The sequence below is a fragment of the Rouxiella sp. T17 genome, from assembly GCF_036663475.1.
Classification (GTDB): Bacteria; Pseudomonadota; Gammaproteobacteria; order Enterobacterales; family Enterobacteriaceae; genus Rouxiella.
Genome location: NZ_JAWUEA010000027.1, coordinates 75,693 through 90,973 on the forward strand (window position 1 = coordinate 75,693; position 15,281 = coordinate 90,973).

Annotated in this window: 8 protein-coding genes and 1 pseudogene; 5 read left to right on the forward strand and 4 right to left on the reverse strand. The window is 52.5% G+C overall.

Annotated features, from left to right (window positions below):
- Positions 1 to 48 precede the first annotated feature (48 nt).
- Positions 49 to 711 carry an OmpA family lipoprotein gene (locus tag SC206_RS08160; protein WP_332735992.1) on the reverse strand — a complete coding sequence of 221 codons (663 nt, stop codon included), beginning with the start codon at positions 709 to 711 and terminating at the stop codon, positions 49 to 51.
- Positions 712 to 1,369: 658 nt separating this feature from the next.
- Between SC206_RS08160 and SC206_RS08165 the strand changes: the two genes are divergently transcribed.
- The gene (locus tag SC206_RS08165; RefSeq protein ID WP_332735994.1) at positions 1,370 to 5,872 is read left to right on the forward strand and encodes an inverse autotransporter beta domain-containing protein; all 4,503 of its coding nucleotides are present in this window, start codon (positions 1,370 to 1,372) and stop codon (positions 5,870 to 5,872) included.
- A gap of 73 nt (positions 5,873 to 5,945) precedes the next feature.
- Here the strand turns inward: SC206_RS08165 and SC206_RS08170 are convergent, their stop codons facing one another.
- Positions 5,946 to 6,512: a DNA-3-methyladenine glycosylase I gene (locus SC206_RS08170; protein ID WP_332735996.1), complete on the reverse strand. Its 567-nt coding sequence runs from the start codon at positions 6,510 to 6,512 to the stop codon at positions 5,946 to 5,948.
- 185 nt (positions 6,513 to 6,697) lie between these two features.
- Positions 6,698 to 7,306: an OmpA family protein gene (locus SC206_RS08175; protein ID WP_332735998.1), complete on the reverse strand. Its 609-nt coding sequence runs from the start codon at positions 7,304 to 7,306 to the stop codon at positions 6,698 to 6,700.
- A 193-nt stretch (positions 7,307 to 7,499) separates the two neighbouring features.
- Between SC206_RS08175 and SC206_RS08180 the strand changes: the two are divergent.
- Positions 7,500 to 9,200, forward strand: a pseudogene (locus tag SC206_RS08180) (flagellar biosynthesis protein FlhA); the annotation flags it as partial.
- 11 nt (positions 9,201 to 9,211) lie between these two features.
- Here the strand turns inward: SC206_RS08180 and SC206_RS08185 are convergent.
- Complete coding sequence (locus tag SC206_RS08185; protein ID WP_332735999.1) at positions 9,212 to 10,585, reverse strand: MFS transporter; 1,374 nt, start codon at positions 10,583 to 10,585, stop codon at positions 9,212 to 9,214.
- A 311-nt stretch (positions 10,586 to 10,896) separates the two neighbouring features.
- On the opposite strand from SC206_RS08185, the gene glyQ reads away from it, so the two are divergent.
- The 3 genes from glyQ (at position 10,897) to SC206_RS08200 (ending at position 15,203) form a co-directional block, all read left to right on the forward strand.
- Positions 10,897 to 11,811, forward strand: coding sequence for a glycine--tRNA ligase subunit alpha (gene glyQ, locus SC206_RS08190; RefSeq protein ID WP_332736001.1), 915 nt, complete (start codon positions 10,897 to 10,899; stop codon positions 11,809 to 11,811).
- A 9-nt stretch (positions 11,812 to 11,820) separates the two neighbouring features.
- Positions 11,821 to 13,890, forward strand: coding sequence for a glycine--tRNA ligase subunit beta (glyS, locus tag SC206_RS08195; protein ID WP_332736003.1), 2,070 nt, complete (start codon positions 11,821 to 11,823; stop codon positions 13,888 to 13,890).
- 122 nt (positions 13,891 to 14,012) lie between these two features.
- Positions 14,013 to 15,203 (forward strand): trans-sulfuration enzyme family protein, encoded by a 1,191-nt coding sequence (locus tag SC206_RS08200; RefSeq protein ID WP_332736005.1) that lies wholly within the window; start codon positions 14,013 to 14,015, stop codon positions 15,201 to 15,203.
- Positions 15,204 to 15,281 lie beyond the last annotated feature (78 nt).

Sequence of the window (15,281 nt, forward strand, 5' to 3'; positions counted from 1 at the left end):
CAGTTATGGAATCAATAGTTATTGAATCAGCAGTTACTCAATAAAAAGTTATTGAATAGGGCTGAGGGTGATTTCTACGCGGCGGTTCTGCGCCTTGCCTTCTTCGGTGCTGTTTGAAGCGATTGGATTCGCCGGACCTGCGCCCGTGGTGCGAATACGTGAACCGTCAACGCCCTGCGTAATCAACGCGCTGCCTACGCCGTCGGCACGCTGCTGGGAAAGACGCAGATTCAGCGCCTGGCTGCCGGTGCTGTCAGTGTAACCGACAATATTGACGGCAGTTTTCGGATACTCTTTCAGGACCATCGCCACGCCGGTCAAGGTGTTGGCACCCGCCGGTTTGAGCGTGCTGCTGCTGCTGTCGAAGGTCACATTGTTTGGCATATTCAGCACGATATTTTCGCCCTGACGGGTCACGCTGACGCCCGTGCCTTTCATTTTGTCACGCAGCTTGGCTTCCTGCACGTCCATGTAATAACCCGCGCCGCCGCCCAATGCCGCGCCCGCCGCTGCGCCAATCAGCGCGCCTTTGCCGCGATCTTTCTTCGAAGAAGAGAGCATGCCAACGCCCGCGCCCAGAGCTGCGCCGACACCCGCGCCAATGCCAGATTTACCGGCCTGCGATTCGCCGGTGTAAGGATTGGTGGTACAGGCTGACAGGCCGAGTGTGAGGCAAAGGGTGCCGGCAACCACTAAAATACGTTTATTCATTTTTATGCTTCCTTTTATTACTCTTTACCCATCGATTTATTTCCTCGACAGGTGTCCCAAAGATTCGTCAATACGTGGGTTAATCACCTGCGCTCTTTATGCGAGAAAAGACGCTATTAATCACTCAGATAAATCTGCTTGTTCATCTTTATATTAAAAACTGAATAACAGACAGTCTAAGTGTTTTAATTTATTTAATGTAATGCTTAATATGCGTTCCGTTATATCTTTCTAATAGTCATGTCAGGTATAAATAACTATCAAGGCGCCAAGAGTTTTTTACAAATAATTGTTTATAAATTAATGGTCATAAATTAATGCTTATCACTCTCTTTTTATAAATCTCTTTTTTGTTTCCATAAAAATGAGCGCGTTGTTCTATTTACTCCCTTTCATTGTTTGAATATTCAGGACGATTGCAATGGCACATGGAAATCGAAGGCTTTTATCAGCGGATAACCTATTTATTAAAAAAATAAGTGCGCTAACATTATTATTTCCCCCACTACTCTCTCTGTTGTTAATTAGCTTTCCGGTCTGGTCTTTGCCGAGCACGGTTGAAAAAACGCCACAAAACCACGTTCAGGATTTTTTAACTCCTTCAGCGGCGTCTAATGAAATAACGGAAAAGCAGCCCGAAGTTGTTCAACAAAATAAAATGGGCAGCTTGTTCAACGAGTTGGCGCCACAAATTCAGGACAGCGGATTGGCAGGCACGGCAAAACAGCAGGGACAAACGCTGATTAATAATTCCGCTTCCTCACAAATTGAAAATTGGTTAACGGGAAGCGGCGGCAAGGCGAAAGTCAATATTGAAAGCGGGCTAAACGAATCGCAATGGAATTATGGGCTGGACTATTTATATCCGTGGCGCGAAAACCCTTCTTCAACGCTATTTTCTCAACTCGGCACGCAGCGTTGGAATGAGCGGAATATAATAAATTTAGGCTTTGGGTATCGAAAAAATATAACCGCCGAATTTATATTGGGCGGCAATGTTTTTCTGGATCTCGATGCCACACGCCATCACAGCCGAATTGGCAGCGGTATTGAAATATGGAATGAGCAGCTGCGCACGGCGGTCAATTATTACCAGCCTTTAAGTGGCTGGAAAAAATCGCACGATGATATGTTTAACGACGATACTTTTCGTTTTCAACTCTATGAGCGCGCGGCGAAAGGTTGGGATCTCAACCTCAAATCCGGCCTGAGCCAGCACACTTCGGCAGAAGCGACCTTCTTTCAATGGTACGGCGATAAGGTTGACGTGCTCGGCACGCGAAACGACGCGTCGCGCAATCCGTATGGCCTCACCTTGGGTGTAAACTGGCAGCCGGTTTCTTTAGTCGGTTTTAACGTCAAGCACAGCCAGATAAGCGACCAGAAAGGGGAATGGAACGCCGGATTAAGCTTCAACTGGGATTTCGGCCGCAGCTTCACGCAGCAAATGGACCCTTCGCAGGCCAGCGCGCTGACCTCGCTGATGCACTCACGCCACGATTTTGTGACTCGCAACAACAATATTGTGCTGGCCTACAAGCAGCAAAACAAACTCCAGCGTATCTACTTTGATCCGCTTGAAGCCTCGGTCAAAGCCCTCGGCGGCGAGTACATCAACGCCGTAAAAGGCGGCAACGGCGGCAATATCTCTTACGCCTCAAGTAATCCGCTGCTGGCAGAAATCGATCCCGCAAGCGGCAGGGTGAAACCCCTGAAACACGGCAACGTGCAGATCTCGGCCTATGAATTCGCGCGTGCAGATTCACAGGTGCCGATTGGCACGGCGCGCTACAGTCTCGAAATTTTGCCCGCCGACGTCGCACCTTCTGCCCAAAACGTCAGCATTTCCGGCGAGGCAAAAGTGGGCAGCGTGATCAGCGGTCATTATGATTTCGTCACCCACGAAGGGGCCGACGAACATCCCGAAGGCTCGGAAATCAGCTGGTATCGTAGCGACGATCTGTCGACGGCGATCAGTCACGTGGCCGATTACACGCTGACGAATGCGGACCTCGATCATCGCCTGATATTTCAGGTGATTCCTGTGAATGCCGCAGGAATAAAAGGGGTCGCCGAGCAGGCCGAAATTGCCGCGCCGACTACCACCTTGCAGGAGCTGTTTTTGCTGCCGGTCAATGGCGTCGAGCAGGCGGATAAAAGCATTAAATTTCCGCAGGGCACGCTTGGCAGTATCGAAGCGAAGGTGCGAGTCGTTGATGAAAATAGCGCGCCAATTGCCAACGTTACCGTGCATTGGCGTGAGCAATCGGACGCGCTCGGTTCGCTAAGTCAGCAAACCTCACTCAGTGACGCGCAGGGTTACGCCAGCGTGCATTACAACAATATTCAACAGGAGGGCGCGGCGACGCTGACAGCCAGTCTTGATGAGCCGGCAACTTTTGCGGCAACGTCTGCCCATGGCTTAAACGAGCGCGCCAGTCAAAACCGCGCCAGTATAAACCGTGTTAGCAAAAAAGAGTTAAAGGCGCGATTTAGCCAGCCCAAAGCCGTCACTCTTACCTCGCCGCAAACCGAGGTGGTGATCGGCAGCGGGAAAATGGACTTTACCGTTAACGTCACCGATGAAGAGGGAGAGGGCATCGCCTCAACGATTATCTGGTCCGCGAACGGAAAAATCGTTGCCGAATCCGCTACGGATTTGCACGGGGTGAGCGTCTATTCGTTTGATATTCCAACTAATGTTGCTACGTCCGAAAGCTGGACGATCACCGCCGCCGTGAAAGGTGAAACGCAAAACGCCAGCATCACGCTCAAACTTTTGCGTCAGGCATCTCCGCTGCTTGAAGCGCTTGAAGATATCGTCGGCGAATTTGCCCCGGATAAGCCAAAAACAAAATTTTTGGTTAAAGGCGGTAACGGCGGTCCGTTGCAGTTGAGTTCTGACAATCCAAATACGGCAATGGTCGCGGCGTCTGGCGACGGCGGTGAATTAACGTTTCTTGCCAAGGGAAGCGCAAAAATTACGGTTTCGCAGGCCGCGACGGAAATTTTTGCCTCACCCGAGGCTGTCACCTTTAACGTCACTGTCACTTCTGGACCGATTTATAATCTGTACCTCTCCGCTGAAGACAAACAGCCCGAGGCTGACGGACGCAGCGCGCTGACTTTTAGCGTTATAGCCAAAGATGTGTTTGATAACCCGTTGTCAGAAAAACAGATTAGCTGGTCTTCACCTAACGTGACATTTAGCAGTGCGACCTCGTTAACCAACAAAGAGGGCAAAGCTGAAGTGCAAATTACCTCTGTCGTAGCCGGAAAACATCTCATCACGGCAACGGCAGCAGGCGTGATCCGAAGTAAAGATGTGTTGTTCAAAGGCGTGCCCGAAGTCAAAAACGTGGCGATTAGCGGAAAACTCATTCAAGGCGAGCGGCTGACCGTCACGTATCAATTTATGGAGAACGGCACGGGCAAAGAGAAAGAGTCGTCGATTCACTGGTTCAGCCGCATCGGCGATAAAATCGAAGGTATTTATCAATCGAGTCAAAAAACCTATCGGCTCAATGCCGCAGACGTAGGCGCGCAAATCTGGGTTGAGGTCATTCCAAAAAATGTGGCGGGCATGGCCGGAACGCTGCAAAAGTCCGAACTGACTGCGCCGATTATTGGCCTGCCGGTAGCCCGCAATCTTCAGCTCACGGGCACGCCAAAAGTCGGCCAGACGCTGACCTTAAGCTATGAGTACGACGGTCGTGGCGGCGGCGCGGAAACGACGACAGACATTAAATGGTTTAAAACGCCGCAGGGTAAAGCGGGCGCGACCCTGATTGGGAAAGGCGCGACTTATCTGCTGCAACCTGCTGATCTTAAACATAGCGTCTATGCCGAAGTTACGCCTGTCAGCGCAAGCGGTCTCAAGGGCAAGCTCGTGCAATCCAGCTCGCTTATGATTTTTATCCCTCCTTCCGCCGGATTATTGGAGGTCAAAAAAGATCGTCTTGAGGTCGGCTACACGGTCGCCGCAAGTTATGTTTATGCGGCTCACGGCGGCGCTGCCGAGTCAGGAAGCACAATTCAGTGGATGCGACATGCGAAAGGCAATAAAACGCCTATCGCCGGAGCAACGCAAAAAAGCTACCTGCTGACCCGGGAAGATATCGGTACCTCGGTAAGTTTCACCGTCACGCCTCGCAACAGTGACGGAATGGAAGGCGAGGTGAAGTCATCATCGTCTCAGGGCTATGTGCAACCGGCGGTGGCGGCTTCACTGCAACTGAATAGCCATAAAAGCGAATTATTGATTGCCGGAGAGCCCGTAATACTGACGGCGACGGTGAAGAATGCGCTCGACAAGCCGGTTGTTGGCGAAGTGGTGCGTTGGAGCAGCGCGCTGAACTTGGTGATTTTTGATGAAAACGAGACCTTAACCGACCAGCAAGGGAGAGCAACGGTCGCCGTACAAGCGTCTAAAAAATATAAGGATTTCAATGACCAGGTTACGGCGCAGGCAAGCAGCAATAAATCAGCCCGCGACGAGACTGAAATATTTTTTATCGACGCCATCCCGCGCATCAAAAGCCACGCCTTTACCGGCACGTTTAAAGTCGGCGAAAAGGTCGGTATTGATCTCGTGTATGACGGCAATGAATCGGCGCAATACATGCCGCACTATCAGTGGAAACTCAACGGCAACGCGTTGCCCAAGGCAACCGGGCAATTTTTGACGCTGGATAAACCGGCGTTTGCCGATCAGGCGCTGACCGTGGATATCACGCTGGTAAACTGGTCATTTAATAAATATGTGAGTAAAACGCAGTCGTTTAAAGCCCCTGCAATACAAAATGACCTGCAATATGAGATAACACAGCTGCGTTACAATTATGTCCAATTGGGCGTGTCAGGTGCAAAATACACGGTGGAGGTAAAACTCGCCGATCAGCATGAAGAGCCGTCAAAACCCGCGATCAGAGTCTGTTTCAGGGTAGCCGGAGAGAGAACGCCAACCCGCTATTATTCCGTTAAAACTGAAACCAACACCTCCCATGCCAGTTTCACGCACGAGGGGGCTTCATTCGCCACTTTAAACATTCATGCCATCGTCTGCGACAATCACCTCTCGAACGATAAGCCGTTTTTTGACGATGGGCGAGTCAAAGATATGGATATCGGCTCCAAAAACGTCTGGCTTGATTGGCTCTGATTTAAGATAGAAATGTGACGTTAAGGCGGTTTGCCGGTTCATCCAAACCAGTAAATCGCCTTACTCAGAACACTTAAGCCGTCTGTTTTTGCGGGTAGCATTGGCAGTAAGTCTGATGATCGTTCACCATGCCGCTAGCCTGCATAAAGGCGTAACAAATAGTGGAGCCGATAAATTTGAAGCCGCGTTTTTTCAGCGCTTTCGACAGAGCATCGGAGATTTCAGTTTTGGCAGGAACATCGGCAGGCCCTTCGGGGTGATTGATCACTGGATTATGCTCGACAAACTGCCAGACAAAAGTAGAAAAATCTTCGCCGTTGGCCTGCATGGCTAACCACGCTTTGGCATTGCCAATAATGGCGTTGATTTTGCCGCGATGGCGAATAATGCCGCTATCAAGCACCAGCTCATCGACATCCTGCTCGGTCATGCTGGCAATTTTCTCAGGATCAAACTGATGAAAGCAGCGACGATAATTTTCGCGTTTTTTTAATACCGTAATCCACGACAGTCCCGCCTGCTGGCCTTCGAGACACAGTAATTCAAACAGCTCACGCCCATCTTTTACCGGCACGCCCCACTCATTATCGTGATAGTCCATATAAAGCGAATCGCCGGATACCCAATTGCAACGCATCATTTTTTCTCAGGATTTTTTGAAGTGATGACGGCTATCTTAACCCCTCTTCAACCTCCGGCAAGCCCTGCTTTATCAACTTGCGAGGCTTGCTGGAAGAGTGAAAGAAAATCTACGCTATTTGTTTACAGATTAAGGGCTTGTTTACAGATTAGGGCTGGTTTACAGATTGGGGTCTGGTCTACAGATTAAGGGCTAGGCGTTAAATGACTCGGTGCAGCGTTGCCGGGCGCGATGACGTTCACGCCCTGTTTGCCAAAGAACTGGTATAGGCTGTCTGAAGCGGAATGCGTCAATACCAGAATTTCGATGCGACGATTTTCTGCGGCTTTGGGCATGGTAGGGTTGAGCAACATGTTGTCCGCCATCGCGCTGACCTGCAAAATTTTCTCTTCGCTGAGTCCGTTTGCCAACAGCGTTTGCTGCGCCACGACGGCACGGTCGCCAGAAAGTTTCCAGTTATTGTAAAGCCGCTGATCCTGAAAACGCGTGCTGTCGGTATGGCCGGTGATCACGATTTTGTTGTCTAATTTATTCAAGGTCGGGGCGATTTTCTTGAGTAAATCGGTAAAGAAAGAGCCGAGTTGGGCACTGCTGCGCGGGAACATTTCGCGATGCTGATCGTCTTTGATATTTATTCGCACGCCTTGAGGGACTATCTCGATTTGCAGATTGGCCTGCGCATGGCTGTCGGCGGTAATTTTTAAAATAGCGCGCGAGAGTTCGTCCATTTCCGCTTTTGATGCGTCCACCTGCGCAGCTTCAGCGAGGCTGGCCGCGTTAACTTTACTCCCCACGCTTTCAACCCTTGAATCAGATGAGTCATGCATAATTATCGCGGGGGAAAGGGGTAAATATGACGCATCGCTGTTTTGGCTAGGCGAAAGCGTGTCCCAGTCGATAACCGTGAAATCGCGACTGTGATTTTCTGCTGAATCATCTAACGCAGCGACGATTTCACGACGATTTTTTTGAGGAACCGACGCAACAATAAATTTCGTGGTAGTGACTAAAGGGGCCGAGCGTATTTCGGAAGTCTCTGCGCGCTTTACGTTAGATGCTTTACCCGGCAAACAGATGGCGATTGACGCTGACATGAATGCCGGACTGATTAATCAGGAGCAGGCGAGAATACGCCGTAAAGAAGTCAGCAGCGAAGCCGATTTTTATGGCGCGATGGACGGCGCATCTAAATTTATTCGCGGCGATGCGGTTGCCGGAATCATGATTCTGTTAATCAACGTGATTGGCGGGATCTGTATCGGCATTTTCAAATATGACCTCAGCGCCGGTCAGGCCTTTCAGCAGTACGTATTATTAACCATCGGTGATGGACTCGTCGCGCAAATACCGTCTCTCTTGCTGGCGACCGCGGCCGCAATTATCGTAACCCGCGTCAGTGACGGCGGGGACATGTCGGATGAAATAAAGCATCAGCTGCTGGCAAAACCCGCCGTGCTTTATACCGCCGCGTTGGTCATGTTTGTACTGGCCGTGGTGCCGGGCATGCCTCACCTGGTCTTTTTATGTTTTACCGCGCTATTAGTTTTCGCAGCGTGGCGGCAAGCAAAGAAAGTTCAGCAAGCCCAGCCCGACGAAGAAATTGAATTAATAAGCCAGTCGATGGCAGCAGAAAATATGCCCTCGGTGGACTGGGGCTCTATTCCCCGCGTTGAACCTATCGGCCTAAACTTAGGCTATAAGCTGGTGACGTTACTCGATAGCCAGCAAGGCAGTCCGCTCACCCATCGCGTGAAAGGCGTGCGGCAGGTTATTTCGGAAAGCTGCGGAATATTATTACCCGAAATTCGGATCCGTGAAAATTTCCGCCTTAAACCTGCACAATATTCAATCTACATCAACGCGGTAAGAATTGCCGTCGGCGAAGTCTATGCCGATAAAATGATGGCAATCCCCTCGGCCGAACTGTATGGCGAAATAGACGGCATCATGGATACCGACCCCTCTTATGGACTGGCGGTAACGTGGATAAGTGCAGAAAATAAGGCTAAAGCGTTGGGATTAGGTTATCAGGTGGTCGACTGTGCCAGCGTGGTGGCGACGCACGTGAATAAAGTGGCGCGTCAAAAATTGGCTGAGCTGTTTAATTACGACGATATTACGCATTTAAATATTCGGCTGTCTCAGCTGTCGCCGAAGTTGGCCGAAGATTTGAATGCCAGCCTGAATTTCAGCCAGCTTTTACGCGTTTATCGACAGCTACTGACCGAGCAGGTTTCATTAAAAGATATTGTAACCATAGCGTCAACGCTGCTTGAAACTTCGGCGACCACCAAGGATCCGTTCCTGCTGGTCGCCGACGTGCGTTATGCCTTACGCCACGCCATTGTTAATGCAATCAACGGCGAAGCGTCCGATTTAGCCGTGTATACCTTGGCCGATGCGCTGGAAAATATTCTGCTGGGCGCGCTAAATCAGTCACAGCAGGCGGCAAAAATTTCGCTCGACAGTTTTTCCGTTGATCCGAATATCCTGAACCAACTGCAAATCAACATGCCGCTTATTTATTCGCAAATGAAAGCGCTGGGCAAAACGCCGGTGTTATTGGTGACGCCACAGCTGCGCCCATTGTTGTCGCGCTACGCCAGCCTTTTTGCCTCCGGTCTTAACGTGCTTTCTTATAACGAAATCCCTGATACCACGAGCCTGAGCGTTATCGGCCATTTATAGGCCGAGCACCATTATTTATCGGCCAACGCAATCGAACCCGTTTGAGAAACGCGTTCTGCTGACATCGGCTTTTCAGGCTGCAGCAAAATCATGCACAGCATGCTGCAAAACGACACCGCCGCCGTGGCGGTAAACATTGCGCCGTAGCCCTGATATTGCGCCAGATAACCACTCAACGTCGGGGCCAAAATCGAGGCAATGTTGGCGATCGCCAGCGTCATGCCGCTGTAGGTGCCGACCGAGGCTTTTGGCGAAACGTCGATGACGACCGACCAATAAACGTTGTTTACCAAGGCGTTAAGCGCGTTGCCCAAAGTCATCAACAGGATGATTTGCGCGGCGGAATGCGCATAGGGGATCAGCACGAAACAGGTCGCGGTCAGCAGCAGCGTGACGGCGGCAAAGACGTTGCGCGCGAGACGCAAATTGCCGGTTTTACGCAGCAGCGTGTCGGCAATTTTGCCGCCCAGCAGCACGGTAATGCAGGCACCGGTCCAAGGGATCATCGCGACATACCACAGCGAATGCAGGTCGTAATGGAACGTGTCTTGCAGATATTTCGGACTCCAGGTGACCAAAACGAAAGTCACATACAGGAAAGAAAAATAGCCCAGCGCGTTGAGCACCAGCGTGCGGTTGGTAAAGAAACGCCACCACGGTTGAGGCGTGCCGCTGTTCTCTTTCACTACGCCTTCACTGATTTTCGCTAATTCTGCCGGACTGACTTTCGGATGCTTGGCAGGCGTATCGGTAAACGAACGGGCGAAAATGCCAATCGCCAGCAGTGAAACTACGCCGAGCACGATAAACATGGTGCGCCAGTCGTGCGTGAGCAGCAGCAGTCCGACAGCAATCGGCGCGGTCAGCATAGCGCCGACCTGCGTGCTCAACAGCCCGATACCCAGCGAAAATCCGCGCTCTTTACGCGGTGCCCAATGCGCAATCGTCTTATTCATCAACGCGTAAGCCGGACCTTCCGAGAAGCCAAACAGAATGCGCAGCGCGGCAAAGCCCATGATAGCGGAGCCGCCAAACAGCGCCACGCCCACATCTCCGGCCCAGGCGGTGGCAATTTCCAGCACCGACCACAGTCCGCCCGCCATCATCCAGACCTTTTTGGTACCGATTCTATCGGCGAGCACGCCACCGCAAAGCGATCCGAATAAATAACCAAATCCAAAATAGCCAAGCACCGCGCCGAGTTGTACCTTGCTGAAATTGAATTCGGCGGCAATATCGTTGGCGGCAAACGAAAGCGCACCGCGATCGATGTAGTTAATCAGGGCGATAAAAAACACCATCGCGAAAATGCGATAGCGATAGTTGGGGTTACCCTCAGAGTGAGGGTGAACGTGAGCGCTGGACTGAAGATGATCGGTAGACATAGCGTGCCTCCTTAACAAGGTTATTGTTAGGAAGCTAGCAATCTTGATGCCAGTCTGACTTTCGGCCCGAAAATGGGCGCTGGCAGGCAGTGGAACACTCGAAAACACACGCGAAAATAGCGAAAATGCGCGACCAGCAGGCAGGTGCATTATTGCCGTGCGCTATTTTGTGGCAAAGGTGGCGCGCTTTTTAACGACACGCGGAGGATCCTGCAAATAGCAGATATCCCAACTGATAGCTGATTATCTTCCGTGCAGCGGGTATACTATCGACCCTTTATAAACTCACTTGTCTCGCGTGCGAAACCAACATGCAAAAGTTTGATACCAAGACCTTTCAGGGCCTGATCCTGACGCTTCAGGATTACTGGGCACAACAGGGTTGCACTATCGTGCAGCCATTGGATATGGAAGTCGGCGCGGGAACTTCCCACCCGATGACCAGCCTGCGCGCGCTGGGCCCCGAGCCGTTTGCGGCTGCCTACGTGCAGCCTTCCCGTCGTCCAACCGACGGCCGCTACGGTGAAAACCCGAACCGCCTGCAGCACTATTATCAGTTCCAGGTGATGATCAAACCTTCGCCGGACAACATTCAGGAGCTGTACCTCGGCTCGCTGGTGGAGCTGGGTCTGGATCCAACCATTCACGACATTCGCTTCGTTGAAGATAACTGGGAAAACCCGACGCTGGGTGCCTGGGGCCTCGGCTGGGAAGTGTGGCTGAACGGCATGGAAGTCACGCAGTTCACCTATTTCCAGCAGGTTGGCGGCCTTGAATGCAAGCCGGTAACCGGCGAAATCACCTACGGTCTCGAGCGTCTGGCGATGTACATTCAGGGCGTCGACAGCGTTTACGATCTGGTGTGGAGCGACGGTCCGCTGGGTAAAACCACCTACGGCGACGTGTTCCATCAGAACGAAGTGGAGCAATCCACCTATAACTTCGAACACGCCGACGTCGAATTCCTGTTCCACAGCTTTGAGCAGCACGAGAAAGAAGCGCAAAAGCTGCTGGCTCTGGAGAATCCGCTGGCGCTGCCTGCCTACGAGCGAATTTTGAAAGCGGCCCACTGCTTTAACCTGCTCGATGCGCGTAAAGCTATCTCCGTGACCGAGCGTCAGCGCTACATTCTGCGCATCCGCACCCTGACCAAAGGGGTCGCCGAAGCTTATTACGCGTCCCGCGAGGCGCTGGGCTTCCCGATGTGCAAAAAGAACGAGAAGTGAGAAACAGTGATGACTGAAAAAACATTTCTGGTGGAAATCGGCACGGAAGAGCTGCCACCAAAGGCGCTGCGTAGCCTTGCCGAATCTTTTGCCGCCAATCTGACGGCCGAGCTTGACGCTGCCAATCTGGCGCACGGCGCGGTTGAATGGTTTGCAGCACCGCGCCGTCTGGCGGTAAAAATTGCCAACCTCAGCGCGGCGCAGGCCGATCGCGAAGTTGAAAAGCGTGGCCCGGCGATTGCTCAGGCGTTCGACGCTGAAGGCAAAGCGACCAAAGCGGCCGAAGGCTGGGCGCGTGGCTGCGGGATCACCGTCGATCAAGCCGATCGTCTGGTGGGTGATAAAGGCGAATGGCTGGTGTATCGCGCACATTTGAAAGGCGAGAGCGCGCAAACGCTGCTGCCTGCGATGATTGCGACCTCACTTCAAAAGCTGCCAATCCCGAAACTGATGCGCTGGGGCGATTCCGACGTGCAGTTTGTGCGTCCGGTTCACACCGTGACCATTTTGCTGGGCGACGAACTGATCCCTGCTAAAATTCTCGGTATTGACGCTGCGCGCACTATTCGCGGTCACCGCTTTATGGGCGAGCCGGAATTTACTATCGACAACGCCGATCAGTATCCGCAAATCTTGCTGGAACGTGGCAAGGTCATTGCCGATTACGAGCAGCGTAAAGCCGCTATCAAGCAGGGCGCCGAGCAAGCTGCCGCCGAGATTGGCGGTATCGCCGACCTGAGCGAAAGCCTGCTGGAAGAGGTCACCTCGCTGGTGGAATGGCCGGTGGTATTGACTGCCAAATTTGAAGAAAAATTCCTGGCTGTACCGGCAGAAGCGCTGGTTTACACCATGAAAGGCGACCAGAAATATTTCCCGGTGTACGACGCCGCGGGCAAGCTGCTGCCAAACTTCATTTTCGTTGCCAATGTCGAATCGAAAGATCCGCAGCAGATTATTTCCGGTAACGAAAAGGTCGTGCGTCCGCGTCTGGCCGATGCCGAGTTCTTCTTTAATACCGATCGCAAGAAACGTCTTGAAGATAACCTGCCGCGCCTCGAAACCGTGCTGTTCCAGAAGCAATTGGGCACGCTGCGCGACAAAACCGATCGTATTCAGGCGCTGGCTGGCTGGATTGCAGAACAGATCGGCGCTAACGTCGAGAACGCCAAGCGCGCGGGTCTGCTGTCAAAATGCGACCTGATGACCAACATGGTGTTCGAGTTCACCGACACGCAGGGCGTGATGGGCATGCACTACGCTCGTCATGACGGCGAAGCCGAAGAAGTTGCGGTTGCGCTGAACGAACAGTACCAACCGCGCTTTGCGGGCGATCAGCTGCCAGAGTCACAGGTAGCCTGCGCGCTGGCTATCGCCGACAAGATGGACACGCTGGCCGGTATTTTCGGTATCGGTCAACATCCAAAAGGCGACAAAGACCCGTTTGCGCTGCGTCGTGCTGCGTTGGGCGCGCTGCGTATTATCGTCGAGAAAAACCTGCCGCTGGATCTGCAAACGCTGACGGAAGAAGCCGTGCGTTTGTATGGCGACAAGCTGACCAACGAGAAAGTGGTCGATGACGTGGTTGATTTCATGCTCGGACGTTTCCGCGCCTGGTATCAGGAAGAAGGTCACGCGGTTGATACCATTCAAGCCGTGCTGGCGCGTCGTCCAACCAAGCCTGCCGATTTCGACGCCCGCGTTAAGGCCGTGAGTTATTTCCGTACTCTCGACGCGGCGGCCACGCTGGCGGCGGCGAACAAGCGCGTCTCCAACATTCTGGCTAAGTCGAAAGAAGCCTTGTACGACCAGGTTCACGCTTCCGTGCTGAAAGAGCCGTCCGAGGTTAAACTCGCGACCCATCTGGTGGTGCTGCGTGACAAGCTGGAGCCGCTGTTTGCTGCGGGCCAATATCAGGAAGCGCTGGTTGAACTCGCTGCGCTGCGCGAGCCGGTCGACGCCTTCTTTGACGGCGTGATGGTGATGGCGGAAGACGAGGCGGTGCGTATCAACCGTTTGACGTTGCTCAGCAAGCTGCGCGAGCTGTTCCTGCAAGTCGCGGATATTTCCGTATTGCAGTAATGTCTTGCCGAATGTCGTAATGACATCAAAAAACCGGTTCCGGCTTCGCGCCTGAGCCGGTTTTTTTTTGCCTGCTACCCTTAAGAAAGACCCCTATAAAAAAATATAAGCAGGACTTTCTTATGAAAAAACCAGATAACTCATCGGCATTAGGTATGCGTACGCTGGCGGTGCACGGCGGGCAGCGTCCAGACGCGCAAAGCGGGGCGATTTCAACGCCGATCGTCGCGACCTCTTCCTTCTCTTACGGCGATTTCGACAGCGGCGCGCGGCGATTCAGCGGCGAAGATCTGGGCTATATGTATAGTCGTTTTGGCAATCCGACCGTGACGGCGTTTGAAGAAAGAATGGCGGTGCTCGAAGCCGCCGAAACGGCCGTTGCCTGCGCCAGCGGCATGGCGGCGGTCAGTGCCACGCTGTTTGCGCTGCTTAAATCCGGCGACGAAGTGATCCACATCGGCGCGCTGTATGGCGGCACGGAAGGCGTTATTCGTAATTTGCTGCCGCGTTACGGCATTAAACCCGTGTTTGTCGCCGATCTCGATACCTTAAAAGAGGCGTTTACCGACAAAACAAAAATGGTGTTTGTCGAAACGCCAGCCAATCCGGTAATGGGCATCGTCTCGTTGCAGGAGGTCGCGCGGTTATCGCGTGAAGCCGGCGCGGTTAGCGTGGTCGATAACACCTTCGCAACGCCGTATCTCACTCGACCTTTGGCATTGGGTATCGATGTGGTACTGCATTCGGCAACCAAATATATCAGCGGTCACGGCGATGCCACCGGCGGCGTGGTCGCGGGACGTCGTGAACTGATCGATCCGATTCGTACGCTATGTCTCAAGCAGTTTGGCGGCTGCCTTAGCCCGTTCGAAGCCGCGCTGATGACCCGTGGGCTGAAAACCCTGCCCTTGCGCGTTGAAGCGTGCTCAATTAGTGCACAAAAAATTGCCGAATATCTTGAGAGCCATCCGGCGATCGCCGAGGTGTTCTATCCGGGACTCAAGACCCACGCGGGTTATGAGGTGGCGCGTCAGCAAATGAAGCTGTTTGGCGGCATTATGGCGGTGGAATTGAAGGGCGGCAAAGAGGCGGCGCGGCATTTTCTCGATAATCTCACGCTGGTGACGCAGGCGGTTTCGCTGGGCGACACGGATTCTCTGGCCTGTCATCCGGCGACCACCACGCACAGCGCGGTGTCGGAAAAAATCCGTCTTGAAAGCGGGATTACCGACGGGCTGGTAAGAATTAGTATCGGTATTGAAGACACTGAAGATCTTCTTGCTGATTTTAAACAGGCACTTGCCGATTTATAGCACTAAAAACGTCGGCTTTTTAGGCAAAATAAAGGGTTTGGCGATCGGCCTGACCCTTTTTTGATCCGCCCAATTTTC

Bases quoted from the DNA above. Each gene is read 5' to 3' on its own strand.
- SC206_RS08160 (WP_332735992.1), bottom strand. From the start codon at position 711: ATGAATAAACGTATTTTAGTGGTTGCCGGCACCCTTTGCCTCACACTC.
- SC206_RS08165 (WP_332735994.1), top strand. From the start codon at position 1,370: ATGGGCAGCTTGTTCAACGAGTTGGCGCCACAAATTCAGGACAGCGGA.
- SC206_RS08170 (WP_332735996.1), bottom strand. From the start codon at position 6,512: ATGATGCGTTGCAATTGGGTATCCGGCGATTCGCTTTATATGGACTAT.
- SC206_RS08185 (WP_332735999.1), bottom strand. From the start codon at position 10,585: ATGTCTACCGATCATCTTCAGTCCAGCGCTCACGTTCACCCTCACTCT.
- glyQ (WP_332736001.1), top strand. From the start codon at position 10,897: ATGCAAAAGTTTGATACCAAGACCTTTCAGGGCCTGATCCTGACGCTT.
- glyS (WP_332736003.1), top strand. From the start codon at position 11,821: ATGACTGAAAAAACATTTCTGGTGGAAATCGGCACGGAAGAGCTGCCA.
- SC206_RS08200 (WP_332736005.1), top strand. From the start codon at position 14,013: ATGAAAAAACCAGATAACTCATCGGCATTAGGTATGCGTACGCTGGCG.